This window comes from Streptomyces sp. NPDC030995, from assembly GCF_055571215.1.
The window spans coordinates 97066-121065 of sequence record NZ_JBVIFS010000020.1; the positions used below are offsets into that span (position 1 = coordinate 97066).

Sequence of the window (24000 nt, forward strand, 5' to 3'; positions counted from 1 at the left end):
TCCTGGCTATTTGTCGCTTCACAGGAGAGCGACCGGATTGACCGGCGATCCCGTTCCGCCGGGGACGTTGAGGGGCGTCACGACGATCATGAACTCGTAGCGTCCCGCCGTCGCGCACGCGGCGGACAGCGCCTCCAGGTCCAGGTTGTCCAGCAGGGGCACCCCCATGGCCGCGACGGCGAGGGCGTGGACGGGGGAGTGGAGGCCCTCGACCGGGGAGGGCCGTACGTCGCTGTCCCCGTCCGCGCCGAGCAGGCTGATCGCGCGCTCGGCCAGCAGCGGCAGCGCGTCCACGTGGAAGCCCGCGCTGGCGGCGTCCACGTCCCACGGGCCCAGCTCGCGGCGGCGCCGGAACCGGCCGGAGCGCAGGAGCACCGCGCACCCGTCGTCGATCCCGACGCCCAGCGCCCGCTCGGCGGCGAGGACGTCACGGGCGCGGACCGCCTGCCCGGGCTCCAGCCAGTCGGTCCCCAGAACGGCGGGCAGGTCGAGGAGCACGCCCTTGGTGACCAGCGGGCCCAGCGCCGCCACCGAGCCGAAGCGGGCGCCGCCGGCGCCGATGACCTCGCGTGCCCGGTGCCCCTCGTAGAGCTGCCCCCGGTAGGCGATGTGTGACAGCGCGTCGAGATGGCTGACGCCCTTGCCGTGGTAGTCGACGGCGAGGAAGTCCTTGTGGGTGGTCGGCTCCGGGGGCTCCACATCGCCGAGGTCGGACATGTAGTGCAGGGCGGGCTTGGTGTTGTCGGGGCCCGGCCGGGTGTTCCACGGCAGCCCCAGCGGCACCGTCGTCCCGTCCCGGACCAGGGCGGCTGCCCGGCGCACATGGTCCGGGGTGACCCGGTTCCAGGCGCCCCGGTCGGCCGGGGCCCAGCGGCCCCACGTACGGACCGAGGCGAAGAGGGCGTCGAATTCCCGGCGGGAGACCCGGGGAACCTCCGCGGGGTCGGTGCTCATGGGCGGGCGGCGCTCCAGACGGCTCAGGGGCGGCGGGGGCGGCCCGCCGTTTTCCGCATGCATACCCGGTCCGGCCGGCGGCCGGACGCTTCTGGGGGGCGATGCGCCGATGAGTGGCGGCCGTACGCCCGGGCGATGCAGGCTGGACTCATGAGAGCGCCCGTGCGCTCGCCCCCGGGACCGGGAGCCGGCGGCCACCACCACCAGGTCCTCTTCGCCCTCGCGGAGTGCGTGCCCTTCGCGATCGCCCTGCTGGTACTCCTCGTCGAGCTCACGCCTGCCCACGTCGTGTACACCGGCCCCCTGCTGGTCGCCACACCCGCGCTGGCGGCCGTGACGATGGGGCCGAAGGGCACCCTCGCGGCGGCCGGGGTGGCCGTCGCGGTCAGCGTGACCACCGCCACGCACAACCACGCCTGGGGCGGACAGCAGGTCTACACGAACTTCCTCGCCCTGTTCCTGGTGTCGGTGGCCAGCTTCATGACGAGCCGCGCCGTCCGCACGCGCCGGGAGAACGAGCTCAACCAGGTGCGCCGGATCGCTGCGGCGGCCCAGGAGGTCCTGCTGCGGCCCGTGCCGGACCGGCTGGGCCCCGTACGGGCGGCCAGCATGTACCTGGCGGCCGAGACGGGCGCGCAGATCGGCGGCGACCTGTACGACGCGGTCCAGACCCGGTACGGGGTCCGCATGATCGTCGGGGACGTCCGGGGCAAGGGACTGCCCGCCGTACGGGCCGCCGCGGTCGTGCTCGGCGCGTTCCGGGAGTCCGTGCACTACGAGGACGACCTGGTGGAGGTCATCAACCACTGCGGAGCGGCCCTGCGGCGGGACGCCGCCATCGCGGGCGCGGGCGTCGGCGCGGGCCTGGCCGGCACCGAGGACGCCCTCTTGGAGGGCTTCGTCACCGCGCTCGTGGCCCAGATCCCGGACGGCCCCGACGTCGAGGTGATCAACCGGGGCCATCCCCCGCCGCTGCTGATGCGCGACGGCACGGTCCGGGCCCTGATGCCCAGCTCCCCGCTGCCGCCGCTCGGTCTCGAGGAATTCATCACCGGCCCGCCCGGGCGGACGGACACCTATCCGTTCGCGCCGGGGGACCGGCTGCTGCTGCACACCGACGGGGTCATCGAGGCCCGCGACGGCGACAACGCGTTCTTCGACCTGCCCGCGGCCATGACGGCGATGCGCGGCCACACCCGGCACGCGTTCCTGGAAGGTCTGCGCCAGGCACTGCTCCGCCACACGCAGGACGCCCTGGCGGACGACGTGGCGGTCATCATCGTCGACCGGATCGAAGGCGAGGAGCCGGGCGGCCTGACGTGAAAACGCGGCCCGACGTGGTCTCCGCGGCCCGACGTGCTCTCCGCAGCCGTCAGCTCCCGCTGACCGGGTACGGGATGAAAGTGCTGCTGTTCTCGTCCACGGCGAGGGTCCGGCCGAGCGGCGGGACGGCCCGCTGCGGGCAGTCGAGGCGCTCACAGAGGCGGCAGCCCATCCCGATGGGCGTGGCCGCCGCCGCGTTGTCGAGGTCGAGGCCGTCGGAGTAGACCAGGCGCGCGGCGTGGCGGATCTCGCAGCCGAGGCCGATCGCGAACGTCTTGCCGGGCTCGCCCCAGCCGCCGCGGTGGCGGGTGACGGCGCGGGCGGTCCAGAGGTGGCGCTGTCCGTCGGGCATGGCGGCGACCTGGACGTGGATGCGGCCGGGCGCGGCGAAGGCCTCGTACACGTTCCACAGCGGGCAGGTGCCGCCGGCGCGGGAGAAGTGGAATCCGGTCGCGGACTGCCGCTTGGACATGTTGCCGGCCCGGTCGACCCGGACGAAGGAGAACGGCACCCCGCGCAGCCTGGGCCGTTGCAGGGTGCTGAGGCGGTGGCAGACGGTCTCGTAGCCGAGGCCGAAGTGGTCCGTGAGTCGCTCGATGTCGTAGCGGAATTCCTCGGCGGCCGTGTGGAAGGCCCGGTACGGGAGGATCAGCGCGGCCGCGAAGTAGTTCGCGATGCCGATGCGGGCCAGGGCGTGGGCCGGGGAGGCCGGGGCGAAGTCCTCGGCGGCCAGCCGGTCCAGGTCGGCCCCGTACTCCAGCAGGGCGAGCTGGGTGGCCATCCGGAACGCCTGCTGCCCCGGGCGGAGCCGGCCGGAGAGGTGCAGGACCCGTGCGCGCGCGTCGAAGTGGTGCAGCCGGTCGGAGCCGGCCGCCAGCCTGACCCCGTGGCGGTCCGCGAGGCGTGCGCAGAGCACACGGACGACGTCCCCGGGCCGGATGCCGATCTCCTGGGCCAGGCCCTCCGCGGCGAGGTCGGTGTCGTGGAGGTAGTTCTGCCGTCGGTAGAAGAACTCGCGGATCTCCTCGTGCGGCGAGCGCGGCGCCGCGGGCCCGCCGTCGCGGCCGTCCGGCGTCTGCGCCAGCCGCTCGGCGAGGAGTTGGCCGCGCCGGCCCAGATCCAGCAGGACGGAGGCGACGGCGGGCATCCGCGTGGCGAGTTCGGCCAGGTCGGAGGGGGAGACACGGGCCTCGGCGACCTCCGCGGCGAGCGCCTCGCGCAGGTCGGCCACGAGCCGGCCGGTGTCGCGCTCCGAGAAGAAGCCGGGGTCGACGCCGAAGGCCTCCGTCAGCCGCAACAGCACCGGGACGGTGAGCGGACGCGAGTCGTGCTCCATCTGGTTGAGGTAGCTCGGCGAGATGCCGAGGACCCGGGCCAGCTCCGCCTGGCTCATCCGGCGTTCCTCACGCAGCCGCCGAAGCCGCGCCCCCGCGTACGTCTTGCTCACCGGACTCCTCCGCCCCTAGGTCGGGTTCAGCGTACGCGCGACATCACCGATGCCGACCTTTGCAACCTTGGCAAAAACGCCCGGGAAGATTCGCAGAACTTGGCATACGTCCCTTCTTGAGGGCACTGCGTGCCACTGCCAGAGTCTGTCCTGCGGCCCGCCGGACCCCGGCGGCCGAGGCGCACAGTCGGGGCACGATGCACGCCCTGACGTCGGAGATCCCGGCGGTTCGCACGCGGTTGCCCTGCACCGTTGCTCAGTTCCGCCCACGGGTGGGCCCGGCGGCCGCAACCCCTTGCTCAGGCACACAGTGCCAATGCCTTGTCCTGCTGACGAGAGCATTGGCAGACCAAGCGACTCACGGAAACGGTGACGGTCATGGCAGAGGCGAACACGACGACGGCAGCGGCCCAGCAGTTGAAGCAGCGCTGGGCGTCCGACCCGCGTTGGGCCGGGATCGAGCGGACGTACAGCGCCGAGGACGTGGTCCGGCTGTCCGGCAGCGTCCGCGAGGAGCACACCCTGGCCCGGCGCGGCGCCGAGCGGCTGTGGCGTCAGCTCCACGAGCAGGACTACATCCACGCCCTGGGCGCGCTGACCGGCGGCCAGGCGGTCCAGCAGGTGAGGGCCGGCCTCCAGGCGATCTACCTCTCGGGCTGGCAGGTCGCGGCCGACGCCAATCAGGCGGGCCACACCTACCCGGACCAGAGCCTGTATCCGGTCAACTCCGTTCCCCAGGTGGTCCGTCGGATCAACAACGCGCTGCTGCGCGCCGACCAGATCGCCACCGCCGAGGGTGGCTCGACGGGCTCGACGGGCTCGACCGACGGAGGGACGGACTGGCTGGCGCCGATCGTCGCCGACGCCGAGGCCGGTTTCGGCGGCCCGCTCAACGCCTTCGAACTGACCAAGGCGATGATCGCTGCGGGCGCGGCCGGCATCCACTACGAGGACCAGCTGGCCTCCGAGAAGAAGTGCGGCCACCTCGGCGGCAAGGTCCTCGTCCCCACCTCCCAGCACATCCGCACCCTCAACGCGGCCCGCCTCGCCGCCGACATCGCCGACACCCCGACCCTGGTCATCGCCCGTACGGACGCCCTCGCCGCCAACCTGATCACGAGTGACGTCGACGAGCGCGACGCCCAGTTCGTCACGGGTGAGCGCACCGCGGAAGGCTTCTACCGGGTGCAGAACGGCATGGCGCCGGTCATCGCCCGCGGTCTCGCCTACGCCCCGTACGCCGACCTCATCTGGGTCGAGACCGGCACCCCGGACCTGGCGCAGGCTCGCGAGTTCGCCGAGGCGATCCACGCGCAGTACCCGGACCAGATGCTCGCCTACAACTGCTCCCCCTCCTTCAACTGGAAGGCGGCGCTGGACGACGACCAGATCGCCAAGTTCCAGCGGGAGCTGGGCGCGATGGGCTACCGCTTCCAGTTCATCACCCTGGCGGGCTTCCACTCCCTCAACCACGGCATGTTCGACCTGGCCCGCGGCTACGCCGAACACGGCATGACCGCCTACGTCGACCTCCAGGAGCGCGAATTCGCGGCCCAGGAGCACGGGTTCACCGCCGTGAAGCACCAGCGCGAGGTCGGCACCGGGTACTTCGACCTGGTCTCCACCGCCGTCAACCCGGCCTCCTCCACCACCGCGCTCGCCGGCTCCACCGAGGAAGAGCAGTTCCACTAACCCGTCCTCGAACGGCCCCGCCGACCGGATTCCGGGTGGGTGCCCGCCGGCCGTCCCCGTCGGGCACCCACCGCCCCGCTGAGGAGAACCGCATGTCCCTGAAGCCCCTGACCAGCAGTGTCCGGGTTCTCGGCGCACCGGGTGAGCGCCATGAGGAGATCCTGACCCCCCAGGCCCTGGAGTTCATCGGCCGACTCGACGCGGCCTTCGCCGGCCGCCGTCGGGAGATCCTCAAGGAGCGGCACCGCCGCTCCGGCCACCTGGCCGACGGCAAGCCGCTCGCCTTCCCGCTCGCCACCCGTGCCGTGCGCGACGACCCCGACTGGCGGGTCGCTCCCCCCGGTCCCGGACTCACCGACCGCAGGGTGGAGATCACCGGGCCCCCCGAGCGCCGCATGACCGTCAACGCCCTCAACTCCGGTGCCCGCGTCTGGATGGCGGACTTCGAGGACGCCACAGCGCCCACCTGGGACAATGTCATCGGCGGCCAGCTGAACCTGCTCGACGCCATCGAGCGGCGCATCGACTTCACCACCCCCGAGGGCAAGGAGTACCGCCTCGGCGCGCAGGTCGCGACCATCATGGTCCGGCCACGTGGCTGGCACCTGACCGAGGAACACCTGGAGATCGACGGGCGCCCCGTGTCCGCCTCCCTCGTCGACTTCGGGCTGTACTTCTTCCACTGCGCGAGGCGGCAGATCGACGCCGGGCACGGCCCGTACTTCTACCTCCCCAAGCTGGAGAACAGCTACGAGGCCCGCCTGTGGAACGACGTGTTCCTCCTCGCCCAGGAGCTGCTCGGCATCCCGCGCGGCACCGTCCGCGCCACCGTCCTCATCGAGACGATCACCGCCGCGTTCGAGATGGAGGAGATCCTCCACGAACTGCGCGAGCACAGCGCGGGGTTGAACGCCGGCCGCTGGGACTACCTCTTCAGCCTGATCAAGACCTTCGGCCACCGCACGGACTTCCATCTTCCGGACCGGGCCAAGGTCACGATGACCGCACCGTTCATGCGCGCCTACACCGAACTCCTCGTCCGCACCTGCCACAAGCGCGGCGCCCACGCCATCGGCGGCATGGCCGCCCACGTCCCCAGCCGGGACACCGGGGCCAACGCCGCCGCCCTCGCCGAGATCCGCCTCGACAAGGAACGCGAGGCCGAGGACGGCTTCGACGGCTCCTGGGTCGCCCACCCCGGGCTGGTTCCCGTCTGCCGCGAGGTCTTCGACGGCGTCCTGGGCGAGCGGCCCCACCAGCTGGAGCGCACGCGCGAGGACGTCCACGTGGAACCGGCCGACCTGCTGTCCGTCCGGCGGATCGCCGCACCCCCGACCGCGGAGGGCCTGCGCGTCAACGTCGCCGTCGCACTGCGCTACTTCGACGCCTGGCTGCGCGGCAGCGGCGCCGTCGCCCTGTACGGGCTGATGGAGGACGCCGCGACCGCCGAGATCGCCCGCGTCCAGATCTGGCAGTGGCTCCGCCACGGCAGTGTGGACCGGGCCACCGTCACCCGCCTGCTGGACGCCGAGTGCGCGGCGTTGGCCGAGGAGGACCCGGGCGCCCTGGCCGCGGAGGCCCGCGAGGTGTTCGAACGTACCGCCCTGGCCACGCACTTGCCCGCCTTCTTCACCCCGGACGCCTACTCCCGGCACCTCGTCCGCCGCACCGTCGCCGCCGCGCAGGTGCGGTCATGAGCGGCCCCCTGCAGCCCGGCCCCCTGCTGCCCGGCGCCATCCGGCGGGTGGGCGTCGTCGGCGGAGGCCAGATGGGCGCGGGCATCGCCGAGGTCTGTGCCCGGGCCGGCCTGGACACGGTCGTCGCCGAGGCCGACGCGACCGCCGCCCGTGCGGCCCGTGAGCGCGTCGCGACGTCACTGGAGCGCGCGGTGCAGCGCGGCAAGCTCGACCGGCTCTCGGCCGAGGACGCACTGGCCCGGCTGCTGTTCACCGGCGACCTGGACTACCTCGCCGACCGGCAGCTCGTCATCGAAGCGGTGACCGAGAACCCCGAGGCCAAGACCGAGGTCTTCACCGCACTCGACAAGATCGTCGAGGACCCGGGGGCGATCCTAGCCACGAACACCTCCGCCATCCCCGTCATGCGTCTGGGCATGGCAACCCGCCGCGCCGACAGGGTCATCGGCCTCCACTTCTTCAACCCCGTTCCCGTCCTCCCCCTGGTGGAGGTGGTGACCTCCCTGCACACCTCGGCGGACACCGCCACCGCCGTCGAGACCTTCGTCCACGACACCCTGGGCAAGACCGCGATCCGCTCCCAGGACCGGTCCGGCTTCGTCGTCAACGCCCTCCTGATCCCCTACCTCCTCTCGGCCGTCCGGATGGCCGAATCCGGCTTCGCCACCGCGGCCGACATCGACGCGGGCATGGAGCTGGGCTGCGCCCATCCCATGGGCCCGCTCAAGCTGGCCGACCTCATCGGGCTCGACACCGTCGCCGCCATCGCGCAATCCCTCTACGACGAGTTCAAGGAACCGCTGTACGCCCCGCCACCGCTGCTCCGGCGGATGGTCCAGGCGGGGCTGCTCGGCCGGAAGGCCGGCCGCGGGTTCCACACGTACGGCCGGGGCTGAGGGGCTCCGGCGAGCCGCAGGGCATGAGGGGCCCGTAGCGGTGTGAGCGAGGCGCGCAGTGGCCTGGTGAGCCACTCCGCGCCTTGCTGCCTTGGGCGTTCACCGTCCGCGTGTCCCAGATCACCGTCCGGGATGTGAGCCGTGCTACCCGTCCGGCGCGACGCGGGCCTAGGGTGGCCGGTGCAGCTGGTTCGCCCCGTCCGCCAGGCGGGATGCGTCGTAAGAGGGAACCCGGTGGGAATCCGGGACTGCCCCGCAGCGGTGAGCGGGAACGACCGCCGTCATGAGCACTGGGACCGGAACCGGTCCTGGGAAGCGACGGCCAGTAGGTGCCCGCCGGGAAACCGGCAGGCGTGCCCGCGAGTCCGAAGACCTGCCCGTTGCCCGTACGCGACCGATCGCGCACGGATCCCGGTGACCTCGTGGGCGGGTCCGGGGGAGTACATGCGAGGCGGACATCCGCGCGTTCCTGTCGGGGCGCGTTCACGGTCCGCCCGCTTGGTCACCCCTTCGCGCCTCCGGCCGGTCACCGGCCATGGAGACACGCTCGCGAAGGAGAGTCCCGTGACCAGCAATTCCGCACCCGCACCTGCTCCCGCACCCGCTGCCACACCCGAACCCGCGGCCGCACGCGCCACCGTCCACGGCTACCCCCGGCAAGGCGGGAACCGGGAACTGAAGAAGGCCGTCGAGGGCTTCTGGAAGGGCCGCGTCACCGCCGACGCCCTCCGGGAGACCGCGGCGGACCTGCGCCGCTCGAACTGGAGTCAGCTCGCCGACGCCGGCATCCACGAGGTGCCCAGCGGCGACTTCTCGTACTACGACCACGTCCTCGACACCAGCGTCATGCTCGGCGCCGTCCCGGAGCGCCACCGCGCCGCGGTGGACGCCGATCCGCTCGACGGCTACTTCGCCATGGCGCGCGGCACCCAGGACGTGGCCCCGCTGGAGATGACCAAGTGGTTCGACACCAACTACCACTACCTCGTCCCCGAGCTCGGCCCCGACACCCGGTTCACGGCGCATCCCGCCAAGCAGGTCGCCGAGCTGCGCGAAGCGCTCGCCCTGGGGCACACCGCCCGCCCCGTGCTGGTCGGACCGGTCACCTACCTGCTCCTCGCCAAGCCCGCACCCGGTGTCGCCGCGGACTTCGTGCCGCTCACCCTGCTCGACCGGCTGCTGCCCGTCTACGCCGAGGTACTGGCCGAGCTCCGCGCCGCCGGAGCCGACTGGGTCCAGCTCGACGAGCCCGCCCTCGTCCAGGACCGCACCCCGGCCGAACTGAACGCCGCCGCCCGCGCCTACCGCGAACTGGGCGCCCTCACCGACCGGCCCAAGCTCCTGATCGCGTCCTACTTCGACCGGCTCGGCGAGGCCCTGCCCGTCCTGGCCAAGGCCCCGGTCGACGGACTCGCCCTCGACTTCACCGACCGCGCCGCCGCCAACCTCGCCGACCTCGCCGCCATCGGGGGCCTGCCCGGCAAGCGCCTGGTCGCCGGCGTCGTGAACGGCCGCAACATCTGGATCAACGACCACGAGAAGTCCCTGGCCACCCTGGCCACCCTCCTCGGCCTCGCGGACCGGGTCGACGTCGCCGCCTCCTGCTCGCTCCTGCACGTCCCGCTGGACGCCGCCGCCGAGCGCGACATCGACCCGCAGGTCCGCCGCTGGCTCGCCTTCGCCCGTCAGAAGACCGCCGAGATCACCACCCTCGCCCGCGGCCTGTCCCAGGGCACCGACACCATCGCCGCCGAACTCGCCGCCAACCGCGCGGACCTCGCCTCCCGCGCCAACTCCGCCCTCACGCACGACCCGGCGGTCCGGGCCAGGACCGCGGCGATCACCGACGCCGACGGCCGCCGCTCGCAGCACTACACCGAGCGGTCCGCCGCCCAGCGCGCCCACCTCGGTCTTCCGGTGCTCCCCACCACGACCATCGGCTCCTTCCCGCAGACCACGGACCTTCGGACCGCCCGCGCCGACCTGCGCGCGGGACGCATCGCCACGGCCGCCTACGAGGAGCGCATCGAGGCGGAGATCCGCGAGGTCCTCGCCTTCCAGGAGAAGACCGGCATCGACGTCCTCGTGCACGGCGAGCCCGAACGCAACGACATGGTCCAGTACTTCGCCGAGCAGCTCACCGGATACCTGGCCACCCAGCACGGCTGGGTCCAGTCCTACGGCACCCGCTACGTACGCCCGCCGGTCCTGGCCGGGGACATCTCGCGGCCCGATCCGATGACGGTGCGCTGGACGACGTACGCCCAGTCGCAGACGCCCAAGCCGGTCAAGGGCATGCTCACCGGCCCCGTCACCATGCTCGCCTGGTCCTTCGTCCGCGATGACCAGCCGCTCGCCGACACCGCCCGCCAGGTCGCCCTGGCGCTCCGGGACGAGGTGACCGACCTGGAGGCGGCCGGCACCTCCGTCATCCAGGTCGACGAGCCCGCCCTGCGCGAAACGCTGCCGCTCCGTGCCGCGGACCACGCCGACTACCTGGCCTGGGCCACCGAATCCTTCCGCCTCACCACCAGCGGCGTGCGCCCGGACACCCAGATCCACACCCACATGTGCTACGCCGAGTTCGGCGACATCGTCGAAGCCATCGAGAACCTCGACGCCGACGTCATCAGCCTGGAGGCGGCCCGCTCGCACATGCAGGTCGCCGACGAGCTCGCCGGCGCCGGCTACCCGCGCGAGGTCGGCCCCGGCGTCTGGGACATCCACTCTCCGCGCGTCCCCTCGGCCGGGGAAGCGGCGGCCCTGCTCCGCAAGGGACTTGAGGCGATCCCCGCCGAGCGGCTCTGGGTCAACCCCGACTGCGGCCTGAAGACCCGCGGCTGGGCCGAGACGAGGGCCTCCCTGGAGCACCTCGTCGCAGCGGCCCGCCAGGTGCGCTCGGAAGTCTCGCAGGGCGCCTGACGCCCGTTCGGGCCGGAACGACTCCGTACCCCCCGTTCCGGCCCGAACGGATCACGCGCCGGAACGCCCGGTCATGGGCCGACGGGGAGCAGGATCCCGCCCGTGAGGTGGAGGAGTTCGCCCGCGGTGGTCGGGAAGACGGTGCGGGGAGTTCCCGCGGCCGCCCAGAGCCGGGGGTAGTCGGTCAGGGCCTCGTCGACCACCGTGGGCAGCGGCCGGGGGTGGCCGGCGGGAGCCACGCCCCCGATCGCCTGACCGGTGGCCCCGCGTACCTGTTCCGGGGTGGCGCGCCGGAGCTTGCCGCGTCCCCACCGGGCGGCAAGCGCCGTGGCGTCCACCTTGTGCCGGCCGCTGGTCAGGACCAGGACGGGCTCGTCGTCGGAGATGAACACGAGGCTGTTGGCGATCGCGCCCACATCGCATCCCAGGGCCGCGGCGGCCTCGGCGGCCGTGCGCGTCGACTCCGTGAGCTCGCGCACCTCGCCCGTGATGCCGGCCGCGGCGAGGGCGCGGGCCACCTCCATGCTGCGAACGGGCAGGGACGTGCCTTCCTGGGGCGTCATGTGACTCCTTCGTGCAAAGTGGCACCTGCATGCGTTCCATAGACGGAACGTTCTGTTTGTGGAACGATAGATCCACTCGGGGCGTGGGAGCAACCGACCCCCGGCGAGGAGAAGGAACACCATGGATCTGGCCGCCCGCGTCGGCTTGCGTGTGCGGGAGTTGCGCGAAGCGCAGGGGGTGTCGCTGTCGGAACTGGCTCGCAGATCCAGCATCGGCAAGGGGACGCTCTCCGAACTCGAGGGCGGTCGGCGCAACCCCACACTGGAAACGCTCTACGCCCTGACGACGGCGCTCAAGGTGCCCCTGAGCGCCGCGCTGCTCGATCTCGCGTCTCCCGCCACGATCTCCGGTGACGCTGTCGACGCCGTCCTCATCGAGCGGTTCGAGGCCGGCGACTCGGTCTCGGAGACCTACCGGGTGCGCATCCGCGCCGGCACGAGCCAGGAGTCCGCCGCTCACACCGCCGGCACGATCGAGCACCTCATCGTCCTCGCCGGGACCGCACGCGCCGGCGCGCTCTCCGCGCCCGCCCTGATCGGCCCCGGCATGCACGGAAGTTGGCCCGCCGACGTCCCGCACCTGTACCAGGCACCCTCCGGAGACGTCGAGGCGCTCCTGATCGTGCGCTACCCACAGTGACATTCAAACCGGCTCCGGCGAACCGATCTCGGATCGTGGGATGCGGGTTGCCCCAGGCGAGAAGCGCTGGCAACAATCGGCCCGGTGAGTGAGATGGATCAGAAGTTACGCAGAGCAACGTCGGCCACCGCTGTCCTGGCGGGTCTGATCGCGGTGCTGGTGGGAGTCACCAGTTCCGCCGCGATCGTCTTCACCGCCGCCCGAGCGGCAGGTGCGGGGCCGCGGGAGCTCACCTCGTGGATGCTGGCCCTCGGGGTCGGCATGGGGGTCACCTGCATAGGCCTGTCCCTGCGGTACAAGGCCCCTGTCGTCACCGCCTGGTCCACTCCCGGGGCCGCGCTGCTGGTGTCCGGACTCGACGGGGTGACGATGGCTCAGGCCGTCGGCGCCTTCCTCGTCTCCGCCGCGCTGATCGTGCTCAGCGGGCTGACGGGCTGGTTCGAGCGCGTGATGGGACGGATCCCCGTGCCGCTCGCGGCGGGTCTGCTCGCCGGGGTGCTCGTACAGTTCGGCACCGGACTCTTCGCCAGCATGGACGGCCATTTCGCCGTCGTGTTCTCCATCTTCGCGGTCTATCTCCTGGGCCGGCGGCTGATGCCCCGCTACGCGATCATCGCGGCGCTCGCCGCGGGCGTCGCGGTCGCGGCCGCACAGGGATCGCTACAGCCGGGCAGGATCAGCTTCGCCTTCGCCGAACCGGTCTTCACCGCCCCCGCGTTCTCCTGGCAGGTGATCATCAGCGTCGCGCTGCCGCTGTTCGTCGTGACGATGGCCTCGCAGAACCTGCCGGGCGTCGCGGTCCTGCGCGGCGACGGCTACGACCGGGTGCCGGTGTCGCCGCTGATCACCTGGACGGGCTCCACCAATCTGCTGCTCGCGCCGTTCGGATGCTTCGGACTGAACCTCGCGGCCATCACGGCGGCCATCTGCACGGGCCGTGAAGCACACGAGGACCCGGACCGCCGCTATCTGGCCGGTGTCTGGGCGGGAGTGTTCTACCTGGCCGTGGGCATCTTCGGCGGAACGGTGGGCTCGCTGCTCACCGCGCTGCCCACCGCCCTCATCCTCGGCATCGCCGGGCTCGGACTGCTGGGCACCATCGGGAACTCGCTGACCTCCGCACTCTCGGACGAGAGTTCGCGGGAGGCCGCGGTCGTCACGTTCCTGGCGACCGCGTCCGGGGTGACGCTGCTCGGCGTGGGTTCCGCGTTCTGGGGACTGCTGGCCGGGGCGCTGACCGTCGCGGTGACGCGCGGACGCCGCACACCGCGCAGGGCCGGAGCGCATCGCCGGAGCCGGCTGCCCGCGCCGTCCGGCACCAGGTCGGACGACGCGCCCGAGTCTCCCGCCGCGCCACCCGCTCCCTCCGCCTTCGCCCACGCGCAAGCATCAACTCCCAGTCCCACACGCTGAGATGGCCTTCGAAAGGCTGGACCGGACCGAGCAACGCACTTGTAAGGTGAATTGACATGCGCGACGTACACGGCATTCGCCTCCTCCTTATCTGCCGCGCCGAGGGCCTCTAGGGCTCGACCTCCTCGGCGCGGAGTCCGGCCATGCGCCACACAGTCGGCCCGCAGCCGCGACGATTCACAGAGGACATCTCCGAATGAACTCCACACCCTCCGTTCAGCGTGCCCCCGCCTTCCCGGCCCAGGCGCCCTCCGGAATGCCGTTCGAGCGGTACCAGCCCTTCCGGGCCATCGACCTGCCCGACCGCACCTGGCCCGGCAAGACCATCACCAAGGCGCCCCAGTGGTGCGCGGTCGACCTGCGCGACGGCAACCAGGCACTGATCGACCCGATGGGCGCGGACCGCAAGCTGCGCATGTTCGAACTGCTCGTCTCGATGGGCTACAAGGAGATCGAGGTCGGCTTCCCTTCGGCGAGCCAGACCGACTTCGACTTCATCCGGCAGCTCATCGAAGAGGACCGGATCCCCGATGACGTCGCCATCCAGGTCCTGGTACCCACCCGCGCGCACCTCATCGAGCGCACCTTCGAGGCGGTACGCGGCGCCAAGCACGCCATCATCCACCTCTACAACTCCACCTCGACCCTCCAGCGTCGTGTCGTCTTCGGCATGGACCGCGACGAGGTCACCGGGCTGGCCCTGAGCGGGGCGCAGCTGTGCGCCGATCTCGCCGGGCGGATGACGGACACCGGGATCGGCTTCCAGTACTCCCCGGAGTCGTACACCGGCACCGAGCTGGAGTACGCCGCCGAGATCTGCAACGCGGTCATCGGCGTGTGGCAGCCGACGACGGACCGCAAGGTCATCGTCAACCTGCCGGCCACCGTCGAGATGGCCACGCCCAACGTCTACGCCGATTCCATCGAGTGGATGCACCGCAATCTGGACCGGCGGGACGCGGTCGTCCTGTCCGTGCACCCGCACAACGACCGCGGCACGGCCGTGGCCGCCGCAGAGCTGGGCTACCTGGCCGGTGCCGACCGCATCGAGGGCTGCCTGTTCGGCAACGGGGAGCGGACCGGAAACGTCTGCCTGGTCACCCTGGGCCTGAACCTCTTCAGCCAGGGCATCGACCCGATGATCGACTTCTCCGACATCGACGAGATCCGCCGCACGGTCGAGTTCTGCAACCAGCTTCCCGTGCACCCGCGCCATCCGTACGGCGGCGACATGGTCTACACGGCCTTCTCCGGATCGCACCAGGACGCCATCAAGAAGGGCCTGGAGGCGCTGGAGCGCTCGGCCGCCGCCGCGGGTACCCCGGTGGAGGCCTTCGACTGGGCGGTGCCGTACCTGCCGATCGACCCCAAGGACGTGGGCCGCAGCTACGAGGCCGTCATCCGGGTCAACTCCCAGTCCGGCAAGGGCGGCATCGCCCACGTCATGAAGACCGAGCACAAGCTGAACCTGCCGCGCGGTCTGCAGATCGAGTTCTCGCAGGCCGTCCAGAACCGTACGGACGACCAGGGCGGCGAGGTCTCGCCCGCGCAGATGTGGGAGGCCTTCGTCGAGGAGTACCTGCCCGTCGACTCCCCGGAGGCGGGCGCCGTCGGCCAGGGAGGCGAGGTCGCACCGTGGGGCCGGATGTCCCTGCTGTCCCACCAGTCGGCCACCGTCATCGACGAGAAGAACTCCTTCTCGGTGGAGGTGCTGCTCGACGGGGAGAAGAAGACCCTGGACGGAGTCGGCAACGGCCCCATCGACGCCTTCGTCTCGGCACTCGGCGAACTGGGCATCGACGTACGGGTCGGGGACTTCCAGGAGCACGCGATGTCCACGGGCGGTGACGCCCGCGCCGCCGCGTACGTCGAGGCCTCGGTCGAAGGCCGCACCTTCTGGGGCGTGGGCCTCGACTCCAGCATCGTCACGGCCTCCCTGAAGGCGGTCGTCTCAGCGGTCAACCGGGGCTTTCGCGACCGGGCCTGACCCTGTGCGGGGGCCTGCACGTCCGCGGCTCTGACCTGCGGACATCACCCCGTCCTTGCGGAATGCGGGGCCGTCCCGTCGGGACGGCCCCGTGCCATGACCGCCTCGTGGAGGCGGCGGAATGTACGGAGGAGGACAGATGGAACTGCGTGTGCTCACCGAGCCGCAGCGGGGGGCCGACTATCCGACCCTGCTGCGCGTTGCCCGGACCGCCGAGGAGCTCGGCTTCGACGGGTTCTTCCGCTCGGACCACTATGTGAAGGTGGCTCCCGGCGACGCCCTGCCCGGTCCCACCGACGCCTGGATCACCCTGGCCGGACTCGCCCGTGAGACGAGCCGGATCACCCTGGGCACCATGATGACGGCGAGCACCTTCCGGCTGCCCGGAGTCCTCGCCGTGCAAGTCGCGCAGGTGGACCAGATGTCGGGCGGGCGGATCGAACTCGGTCTGGGAGCAGGCTGGTTCGAGCGCGAGCACCTGGCGTACGGCATTCCGTTCCCGGCCGCGCGCTTCGGCCGGCTGGAGGAGCAGCTCGAGATCCTCACCGGCATGTGGGGCACGCCCGTGGGCAAGACCTTCAACCACGAGGGCCGGCACTACCGGCTGGTGGACTGCCCGGCGCTGCCCAAGCCGGTGCGCGGGCGGGTGCCCGTACTGATCGGCGGCCGCGGAGCCGTACGTACCCCGGCCCTGGCCGCCCGGTTCGCCGACGAGTTCAACGTGCCCTTCGCCACGCCGGACGACACCCGCGGCCAGTTCGAGCGCGTGCGCGAAGCGGCCGAGGAGGCCGGCCGCGACCCGGACGGGCTGGTCTACTCGGCCGCGCTCACCGTGTGCGTCGGTCGTGACGACGCCGAGGTCACGCGGCGGGCCGGCGCGATCGGCCGCGACCCGCAGGAGCTGCGGGCGACGGGACTCGCGGGTACCCCCGACGAGGTGATCAGGACGCTGGAGCGGTACCGGGCGGCCGGTGCGTCGAGGATCTACCTCCAGCTCCTCGACCTGTCCGATCTCGGTCAGCTGGAGCTGATCGCCGACCGGGTGGCCGCCCGACTGCCGTGACCCGGCAGGGGTCTCAGCCCTTCGCACGGGACTTGGGGAGGCCGACCGCGATGGCCACCGCGGCGGCCATGACCAGCGCGGCGTCCACGCCGACACCCAGCCGGGTACCGCCCAGGAGGGCCGTCTCGACGGCGTCGCCGGCGCGCTCCAGGGCACCGGCCCGGTCGGCCGCGAACGCGCTCAGCACCGGGATGCCGATGGTGATTCCGATCTGCTGCGCGCTGGTGACGAGTCCGGTGGCCAGCCCTTGTTCGTGGTCGGTCACGCCGGCCGTGGCGTTGATGCCGTACGAGACCACCGCGGACATGTGGCCGACGGACGCGAGGAGCAGTGCGGTGACGGCCAGGGGGACACCGCCGTGACCGGGCAGGAACACCAGGGCCGCCGTACCCGCCGACTGCACCGCGAGGCCCGCGACCAGCGTGGTCCTGGCTCCCAGGGAGGCGACGATCCGGGAGGCCGCCATGCCGGTGAGAGCGAGGACGACACCCTGCCCGCCGAAGACGAGGCTGGTCTCGAAGCCCGAAAGACCGAGCACCTGCTGGAGGTAGAGCGTGAGCAGGAAGATCACCGAGCTCATCATCGAGAAGGTGGCCAGCCCGCCGAGATTGCCGAAGGCCACGCTGGGGCGGCGCAGCATCTGGAGCGAGATCAGCGGTTCGGCGGCCCGGAACTCCACGGCCACGAACGCCACCAGCAGCAGGACGCCCAGGAGCAGGGTGACGATCACCTCGACCTCACCGAAGCCCTGTTCGGCCGCGGTGGACAGGGCGTAGATGATGCTCAGCAGACCGCCGGTGACGGTGACGGCGCCGGGAACGTCCAGCTTCGGCCGCCGGGCGGGCCGGCTCTCGGCGAGCAGCGCGGGGGCGGCGATCACGAGCAGCGCGCCGGCGCCCGCCAGCAGGGACATGGTGGACCGCCAGCCCAGCCGGTCGGTCATCACACCGCCCAGGAGCATGCCGACCGTGAAGCCCAGCGACAGGACCGTGCCGTTGACGGCCAGTGCCCTGTTGCGTTGCGGGCCCTCCGGGAAGGTCGTGGTCAGCAGGGACATGCCCGTCGGTACCACGGCGGCGGCGCCGAAACCCTGCAAGGCGCGGGCGACGAGGAACAGGGCCGGATTCCAGGCGGCCGCGGCGAGTACGGAGGCCAGGGTGAAGAGGGCGAGGCCCGCGATGAACAGCCGGCGGCGGCCGAACAGGTCGGAGACGCGGCCGAAGAGCAGGAGGAATCCCCCCGACGGCAGGGCGAAGGCGGTGACGGCCCACTGGAGGTCGGCCTGTCCCATGCCGAGGTCGTCGCCGAGCACGGGAAGTGCCACGTTCAGGATGGAGAAGTCCAGCGCGATGATGAACTGCGCCGCGCACAGAAGCAGGAGCGTCAGTGTCGCTCGGGCGCTCAGTCGGTCGTGGTCGCCGGGGGCGGCGGTGTCCCGGTCCGCTGTCCCTGCTTCGGTCGGAGTGCTTGTCATGATCACAGAGTCCACTGGCCCGGAGACGGGCGGAAGAGGCTGCTTGTGCTGGTGGTGCCACCACCAGCCACACCGACACCGCCGACGCGCGGCGGTGGCAACGAGGGGATCCCGTACGTGACTTCGACTGTCCGGTCGGCCGTGCACCGGCCCGAGCTCAGTGACTTCCTGCGCAATCGGCGGGGCCGGATCACACCCGCGGAGGCAGGGCTGCCGTCGAGCGGCCGCCGGCGCACTCCCGGCTTGCGCCGCGAGGAGGTGGCGGTGCTCGCGGGAGTGGGTCCGTCCTGGTACCAGTGGCTCGAGCAGGGGCGGGACATCGCCGTGTCGCCGCAGGTGCTGGACTCGGTGGCGCGCGTACTGCGGCTGGACGACACCGAGCGGCGCCACCTCTACGCCCTGGCGGGGGTGAACCCGCCACCGCCCGCCGCGGCGCCGGGAGCCGCGTACTGCGAAGGGCTGCAAAGGCTCATCGAGGCGTGGGAACCCCGTCCGGCCACCATGCTCGACCGCTATTGGAACCACGTCGCGTGGAACGAGTCGGCGCGGCTCGCGCTCGGGCTGCCGGGCGCGGACCGCAATTGTCTGGTGGGCTTCTTCCGCCACCAGAGGTTCCGGCCGGGTGGCGACCGGGCCCGGTCCTGGAAACAGGTCGCGCCGGCGGTGGTCGCCGCCTTCCGGGCCTCGGCCGCGGAGCGGCCCGACGACGAGGGCTTCCGCGACGTCATCGAGGAACTGCTGCTGACCAGCTCCGAGTTCGCCGAGCTGTGGGCCCGCCAGGACGTCCAGGAATTCGGAGTGATCGTCAACGAGGTCGACCATCCGGAGGTGGGCGCACTCAGCTTCGAGAGCAGCCAACTGCGGCTGCCCGCCCGGCCGGACCTCACCGTGATGCTGTACAACCCGCTGGCCGGAACGGACACTTCCGAGAAACTCGCGTGGCTTCTTTCGGAACGCGCGGGGTGAGCATGGTCACAGTGATTCACCTGAACCGCCCGGCATTCCCGTACGTGTTCGCGCGGCCACCCGCATACCGTCCACTCCTTGGACAATCAGACTGTCCGTCAGAACCGCTTTGACCTGCAAGAATCCGATAATCCGAGCTTTCGGTGCGGAGACTTCTTGATCTCGTCAGCCGGAGATGGGATTGTAAATGCATGCACCACGGACGCGCCTGTCCTTGAGTAACCGAACTCGTTCAGGCCGCTTTTTCAGAGGCCCACCCTCAGCCTCTTCTTCACTGAGTGCGGCACCCCGCACCCGATGTCGTGACTCGCAGTTCAACGGGGGAGTGTGATGCAGGACTTAGATATGTTCACGCCGGGGCCGACCCATGTTCCGCTGGCTATCAGAATGGCGTCGATCGCGCGGCTGACGCACCATCGGACCGCCGATTTCAAAAAACTCTTCGAACGTATTCACGGCGGACTGCAGAATCTCTTCCGCACCAGCGGCCAGATTCTCATGCTTCCCGCCTCCGGCACCGGCGCGATGGAAGCCGTCGTCGCCAATGTCGTGGCAGCCGGTGACACCGTTCTGGTCCTCGCCGCGGGCAAGTACGGCCGCCGCTGGGCGGAGCTCTGCCGCACCTATCAGGCCGACGTGCGGCTGCACGAGGTGCCCGACGGTGAGACCTTCGACCTTCGCGCCGTGGAGCGCGAGCTGGCGGAGCTGGGGCCGCGCCACCTGTTCTTCACGCACTGCGAGACCTCGACCGGCGCCGTGCACGATGTGCAACGCCTCGCGGAACTGGGCCGGCGGTACGGCGCCACGGTCGTGGCGGACACCATGACGTCGATCGGTGTCGAACCCTTCCACATGGACGAGTGGGGCGTGGACTTCGCCCTCACCGCCTCGCACAAGGGCCTGATGAGCCCGCCGGGCGCCGCCTTCGTCGCCGTCGGTGAACGAGGCTGGGACGTGGTACGTCCGTCCCAGGGGTACTCGTACTGGAACTTCCACCTGCTGCGCGCCGCCGCTCTGGAGAGCACCGTCCCCAACACCCCGCCGAACGCGACACTGTTCGCCGTCGCGGCCGGGCTCGATCGGATCGAGGCCGAAGGGCTGGAGAACGTCTGGGAGCGGCACGCGCACAGCGCCGCCGTATGCCGGGCCGGCCTCGCGGCCCTGGGCCTGCCGATGCTGCCGCAGGGCAGGGCCTCGCATTCGCTCACCGCCGCGGTACTGCCCGCGGACGGCCGCGCCGACGGCTTGGTGGAGGCATTGCACGAGCGCTTCGGCATCCGTGTCGCCGGAGGCCAGGGCAGCCTCAAGGGCAAGATCATCAGAATCGGCCACATCGGCTCGGTCTCCCCGCTCGACCTTCTGCCGGTCCTCACGGCTCTGGAGCTCCTCCTCCTGGAACGCGGTGTCGTGCGGGAACCCGGCCGTGCGTCGGCCGCCATGGCGGACGTCCTGTGGAGACAGCAAGGGCTGCGCACCGCCTGACGTCAGCCGGTCTCCGGCCGTCGCGAGCGCCCCTTCACCGCACTCATCAGCGCTCCCTTCCCCTCCCTTCCCCTCCCTTCCCTTCCTTCCTTTCTCCTTCCCCTTCCCTCGCGCCAGTGCCCCGGCCGCCGCCGCACCACGTGCCGGCCGCGCTCGGCCGCGCCTCGTTCCCCCCGCCCGCAGGCCCGTGCCTGCCCGCGGTTCATCCCTGCCTGCCCGGCCGCGGTCAACGGTGCCCGCGATCCTCGCCATGCCCTGAGGCGAGCGCACCCGGGGGGCAGTCAGACGCGCCCGACGGCGCAGCGCCGGCCGTAACTGCCTGCCTGCCGCGTCACCCCGACCACACCCCTTTGGAGAACCTGTGCTGAGCACCGAGACGCGCCGCTTCGTCGGCGCGTACACCACCCTTCTCACCCCCTTCGACCCCTCCGGCGCCCTCGACGAGGAGGCCCTGCGCCGCCTGGTCGACTTCCAGATCGACAATGGCGTCACGCGGCTGTGTCCCAACGGTGTGACCGGTGAGGCGGCGGCCCTCACCGACGAGGAGAAGCTGCGCATCACCCGGATCTGCGTCGAGCAGGCGGCCGGACGCGCGATGGTCATCCCCGACATCGGCACGGAGAACCTGACCCGCACCCTGGAGCTGGCGAAGGAGGCCGAGAAGCTGGGGGCCGACGCCGTACTCGCCTTCACCCCCTACCTGGACCCGCCCACCGAGCGCGGTCTGGTGGCGTACTTCCGCAAGGTCGCCGACTCCGTTCAGATCCCGCTGATGATGCACAACCTGCCGGGCCGTACGACCGTCGACATCTCGCCGAACCAGGTGGCCGAGCTGTCGAGCCACCCGAACATCATCGGAATGAAGGAGGGCAACCAGGACATCGTGCGACTGCGCCGGGTGCTTCACCTGGTGCGCGACGCCGATTTCGTGGTGCTCGCCGGAAATGACTTCACGGCGCTGCCCACCCTGCTCCTCGGCGGGCACGGGCACATCTCCGTGGCGGCCAACGTCATGCCCCGCCAGAGCCGCTCGATCGTCGAGGCGGCACTCGCGGGCGACTTCGCCACCGCGCGCGACCTGTACCTCAAGTTCGCCGAGTTCTACCGCGGCATCTACTTCGCGACGAACCCGATCGCCCTCAAGAAGGCCTTCTCCCTCGCCCACTTCGAGGTCGGCGACCCGCGTCTGCCGCTCACCCCGCTGCCCGAGGACCGCATCGGCGAGCTCGAAACGATCATGAAGGACTGCGAGCTCCTCTGAGCAGGCGCACATCGCCGCCGCAGTCAGCCGAACCCTGGAAGGAAGAACAAGATGAACCCGTTGCTCGATGTGGCCGCCATGACCGAGGGCGTGTACGGCGGCGACGTCGTACGGTCGCTGCTCTACGCCGCCGCCGACAACCCGGGCAGCCGTGTCGTGCGCGTGGCCGTGGCCAGCGCGGAGCCCGGCAAGGGCGGCCAGGTCCACCACCACCCCAAGACCGACGAGACGTACTTCATCATCGCCGGCAATGCCGAACTGGAGTTCGACGGTGAGCTGTACCAGCTCGCCCCGACCTCCTGCGTCCGCATCCCGCGCGGCACGAAGCACCGGATCTCCAACACCGGTACGGAGACGCTGCGCTACCTCGCCTTCCACATCGGCGACGCCGACTTCGGCGGCGCGGTCGAGCACGTCAAGGCGGGCTGACCCTCGTGGACCTCGTGATCGCCGGAGCGGGAAAGGCGGGATCGCTCCACTACCGGGCCTACTCGCACCTCGCCCGCTCCGGCCGCCTGGACCGCGCCCGCATCCAGTTCGTCGACCCGACCCGCAAGGCCGGGCCCGAGCTGGCCGCGCTGCTGCGGCGCGACCGGGTGGCCGAGAAGGTGGTGGCCGGACGGGAGGAACTGACGCCCACGGCACCGGAGTCGACCATCGTCGACCTCTGCCTGCCGAGCCGTACGCTGGCCCCGGCACTGCTGGAGTGGTGGCGTGCCGGCTACCGCAAGTTCGTGATCGAGAAGCCCTTCACGGTCCCGCCGGAACTCGTCGACGACGTCCGCCGCGTCCTGGAGACCTCGCAGGCCGTCCTGGTGCGCAACTACCTGCACTCACAGGTGCACGGCGCGGTCCGGGGGCTGATCGACCTGTACGACCTCGACCCGGTCCTGTGCGTCACCAACTTCTCCAAGGACCGCCGTGCGGACAACCTGCGCGGACGAGGCGCCTCCGGCACGGCGTCGCCGACGGTCTTCGAGGTCGAGATGCCGCACCAGCTCTACATCGGCACCGACCTGCTCGGAGAACCCGAACAGGTCGAGTACGCCGAGGACCTCGACCCGATGACCGCGCCCGACGGGACCCCGTTGCGGCTCGGCGAAGGCGTCATCGTGGGCCGAGCGGCTCGCGGTGCGGCCTTCGTGCACTACTCCAACCTGCACTATCCGACCATCGTGCGGAGCCTCGACCTCTTCAGCCGGGGAGGCCTGTCGATCCACGCCACCTACGCCCCGATCTGCGAGGAGCTGGCCGACATCAAGGCCGGCGTGATGCTGTGCCGGGGCTCCACGGTCATCAGCAAGAGGCTCTTCACCTCCGACGACAACATGCTGGGGATGGTCTCGCACGCCTTCACCAGACTGTCCTCGGCCGCCCCGGCTCCGGTCGACCTGGACGAGGTACTGCGCAACTCGGCCCTCATCCGGTCGGCCGTCGACGAACCGGCCGGCCTGCGGCCGACCCTCGGCTCGGCCCGCGGCGACGTCCTCCAGGGATGGGTCGCCGACTCCTTCAAGCTGGGACTCGAAGCGGGCGTCGGGCAGGCGTTCCTGGCCTTCCTGGAACAGCGACAGCGGGCCCGGCTCGCCGGCGTGCTGCCCGCACTCGACCCGGCCTTCCACACCGGAACCCCGGCCCCCACCGCGATCCGGCCCCCGGCCGCCGCGAGGGAAGGGCTGACACGAGAGGTACTCGTCCGATGACGATCAAGGTCCATGGACTGCTCCACGTGGCGATGGTGACCGAGGACATCGACCGGCTCACCGACTTCTACGTCGGCCTCGTCGGCGCGGAGGTCGCCAAGCGGCTGGAGCTGACCACCCCCCGGTTCGCCGAGGGAGTCGGCGTGCCCGGCGCCACGGCGACCACCGTCCACCTGCGCATCCCCGGAGCGCAGACCGTCCTGGAGCTCACCCAGTACGACCGCCACGTGCGCCCCGAGGACCCGCGGGCGCCGTCGAACACGACCGGCCTGCGCCACCTCGCCCTGGCCGTCGCCGACATCGCCGCCGCCGAGGCCGAACTGCGCGAGCGGCGGCTCGAGGTGGTCGGCGGCCCCGTCGAGGTGGACGCTCCGGCAGCCGCCCGCGGCGTGAAGTTCCTCTACTTCCGCGACCCCGACGGCAACCTCGTCGAGCTGATCGAGCCGCCCGCGGCGCGCGACGCCTGACCGGGGCCCGCACCCGCGCCCGCACTCGCACCCGCACTCGCACCCGCGCC

The 24000-nt window shown here is 71.4% G+C and carries 19 protein-coding genes and 1 riboswitch; of the genes, 15 read left to right on the top strand and 4 right to left on the bottom strand.

Annotated features, from left to right (window positions below):
* Window positions 1-18 precede the first annotated feature (18 nt).
* Entirely contained in the window at window positions 19-954 is a 936-nt protein-coding gene (locus ACZ45T_RS26695; RefSeq protein WP_468445498.1) for a cyclase family protein, read from the bottom strand.
* Between the two features lie 150 nt (window positions 955-1104).
* On the opposite strand from ACZ45T_RS26695, the gene ACZ45T_RS26700 reads away from it, so the two are divergent.
* The gene (locus ACZ45T_RS26700) at window positions 1105-2277 is read left to right on the top strand and encodes a PP2C family protein-serine/threonine phosphatase (RefSeq protein ID WP_468445500.1); all 1173 of its coding nucleotides are present in this window, start codon (window positions 1105-1107) and stop codon (window positions 2275-2277) included.
* A gap of 49 nt (window positions 2278-2326) precedes the next feature.
* Here ACZ45T_RS26700 and ACZ45T_RS26705 read toward each other — a convergent pair whose 3' ends face one another.
* Entirely contained in the window at window positions 2327-3724 is a 1398-nt protein-coding gene (locus ACZ45T_RS26705) for a short-chain fatty acyl-CoA regulator family protein (RefSeq protein WP_468445502.1), read from the bottom strand.
* 378 nt (window positions 3725-4102) lie between these two features.
* Here ACZ45T_RS26705 and aceA point away from each other — a divergent pair, with 378 nt between their 5' ends.
* The 4 genes from aceA (at window position 4103) to metE (ending at window position 10931) form a co-directional block, all read left to right on the top strand.
* Window positions 4103-5416: an isocitrate lyase gene (gene aceA, locus ACZ45T_RS26710; RefSeq protein ID WP_468445504.1), complete on the top strand. Its 1314-nt coding sequence runs from the start codon at window positions 4103-4105 to the stop codon at window positions 5414-5416.
* Window positions 5417-5508: 92 nt separating this feature from the next.
* Window positions 5509-7113, top strand: coding sequence for a malate synthase A (aceB, locus tag ACZ45T_RS26715; RefSeq protein WP_468445506.1), 1605 nt, complete (start codon window positions 5509-5511; stop codon window positions 7111-7113).
* The gene (locus ACZ45T_RS26720; RefSeq protein WP_468445508.1) at window positions 7110-8009 is read left to right on the top strand and encodes a 3-hydroxybutyryl-CoA dehydrogenase; all 900 of its coding nucleotides are present in this window, start codon (window positions 7110-7112) and stop codon (window positions 8007-8009) included. Before aceB ends, ACZ45T_RS26720 begins: the two co-directional genes overlap by 4 nt.
* 170 nt (window positions 8010-8179) lie before the next feature.
* Window positions 8180-8404: riboswitch (cobalamin riboswitch) on the top strand.
* A 169-nt stretch (window positions 8405-8573) separates the two neighbouring features.
* Complete coding sequence (gene metE / locus ACZ45T_RS26725) at window positions 8574-10931, top strand: 5-methyltetrahydropteroyltriglutamate--homocysteine S-methyltransferase (RefSeq protein WP_468445510.1); 2358 nt, start codon at window positions 8574-8576, stop codon at window positions 10929-10931.
* 71 nt (window positions 10932-11002) lie between these two features.
* Here metE and ACZ45T_RS26730 read toward each other — a convergent pair whose 3' ends face one another.
* Complete coding sequence (locus tag ACZ45T_RS26730; protein ID WP_468445512.1) at window positions 11003-11494, bottom strand: YbaK/EbsC family protein; 492 nt, start codon at window positions 11492-11494, stop codon at window positions 11003-11005.
* Window positions 11495-11615: 121 nt separating this feature from the next.
* On the opposite strand from ACZ45T_RS26730, the gene ACZ45T_RS26735 reads away from it, so the two are divergent.
* The 4 genes from ACZ45T_RS26735 (at window position 11616) to ACZ45T_RS26750 (ending at window position 16597) form a co-directional block, all read left to right on the top strand.
* Window positions 11616-12134 carry a helix-turn-helix domain-containing protein gene (locus tag ACZ45T_RS26735; RefSeq protein ID WP_468445514.1) on the top strand — a complete coding sequence of 173 codons (519 nt, stop codon included), beginning with the start codon at window positions 11616-11618 and terminating at the stop codon, window positions 12132-12134.
* A gap of 93 nt (window positions 12135-12227) precedes the next feature.
* Complete coding sequence (locus tag ACZ45T_RS26740; protein ID WP_468445591.1) at window positions 12228-13547, top strand: benzoate/H(+) symporter BenE family transporter; 1320 nt, start codon at window positions 12228-12230, stop codon at window positions 13545-13547.
* A 196-nt stretch (window positions 13548-13743) separates the two neighbouring features.
* Window positions 13744-15534, top strand: coding sequence for a 2-isopropylmalate synthase (leuA, locus tag ACZ45T_RS26745; RefSeq protein ID WP_468445516.1), 1791 nt, complete (start codon window positions 13744-13746; stop codon window positions 15532-15534).
* Between the two features lie 139 nt (window positions 15535-15673).
* The gene (locus ACZ45T_RS26750; protein WP_468445518.1) at window positions 15674-16597 is read left to right on the top strand and encodes an LLM class F420-dependent oxidoreductase; all 924 of its coding nucleotides are present in this window, start codon (window positions 15674-15676) and stop codon (window positions 16595-16597) included.
* Between the two features lie 13 nt (window positions 16598-16610).
* Here ACZ45T_RS26750 and ACZ45T_RS26755 read toward each other — a convergent pair whose 3' ends face one another.
* Entirely contained in the window at window positions 16611-18071 is a 1461-nt protein-coding gene (locus ACZ45T_RS26755; protein ID WP_468445520.1) for an MFS transporter, read from the bottom strand.
* A 108-nt stretch (window positions 18072-18179) separates the two neighbouring features.
* Between ACZ45T_RS26755 and ACZ45T_RS26760 the strand changes: the two genes are divergently transcribed.
* The 6 genes from ACZ45T_RS26760 to ACZ45T_RS26785 all read left to right on the top strand — a co-directional run bounded on the left by ACZ45T_RS26760 (window position 18180) and on the right by ACZ45T_RS26785 (window position 23950).
* Window positions 18180-19037 carry a helix-turn-helix transcriptional regulator gene (locus tag ACZ45T_RS26760; protein ID WP_468445593.1) on the top strand — a complete coding sequence of 286 codons (858 nt, stop codon included), beginning with the start codon at window positions 18180-18182 and terminating at the stop codon, window positions 19035-19037.
* 387 nt (window positions 19038-19424) lie between these two features.
* Window positions 19425-20519, top strand: a complete 1095-nt coding sequence (locus tag ACZ45T_RS26765) for a pyridoxal-phosphate-dependent aminotransferase family protein (protein ID WP_468445522.1) — start codon at window positions 19425-19427, stop codon at window positions 20517-20519.
* A gap of 361 nt (window positions 20520-20880) precedes the next feature.
* Window positions 20881-21780, top strand: a complete 900-nt coding sequence (gene dapA / locus ACZ45T_RS26770) for a 4-hydroxy-tetrahydrodipicolinate synthase (protein ID WP_468445524.1) — start codon at window positions 20881-20883, stop codon at window positions 21778-21780.
* Between the two features lie 51 nt (window positions 21781-21831).
* A complete protein-coding gene (locus ACZ45T_RS26775; protein ID WP_468445526.1) occupies window positions 21832-22209 on the top strand; it encodes a cupin domain-containing protein in 378 nt (125 codons plus the stop codon).
* Between the two features lie 5 nt (window positions 22210-22214).
* Entirely contained in the window at window positions 22215-23483 is a 1269-nt protein-coding gene (locus ACZ45T_RS26780; protein WP_468445528.1) for a Rossmann-fold NAD(P)-binding domain-containing protein, read from the top strand.
* Window positions 23480-23950, top strand: coding sequence for a VOC family protein (locus ACZ45T_RS26785; RefSeq protein WP_468445530.1), 471 nt, complete (start codon window positions 23480-23482; stop codon window positions 23948-23950). The genes ACZ45T_RS26780 and ACZ45T_RS26785 overlap by 4 nt, the downstream gene beginning before the upstream one ends.
* Window positions 23951-24000 lie beyond the last annotated feature (50 nt).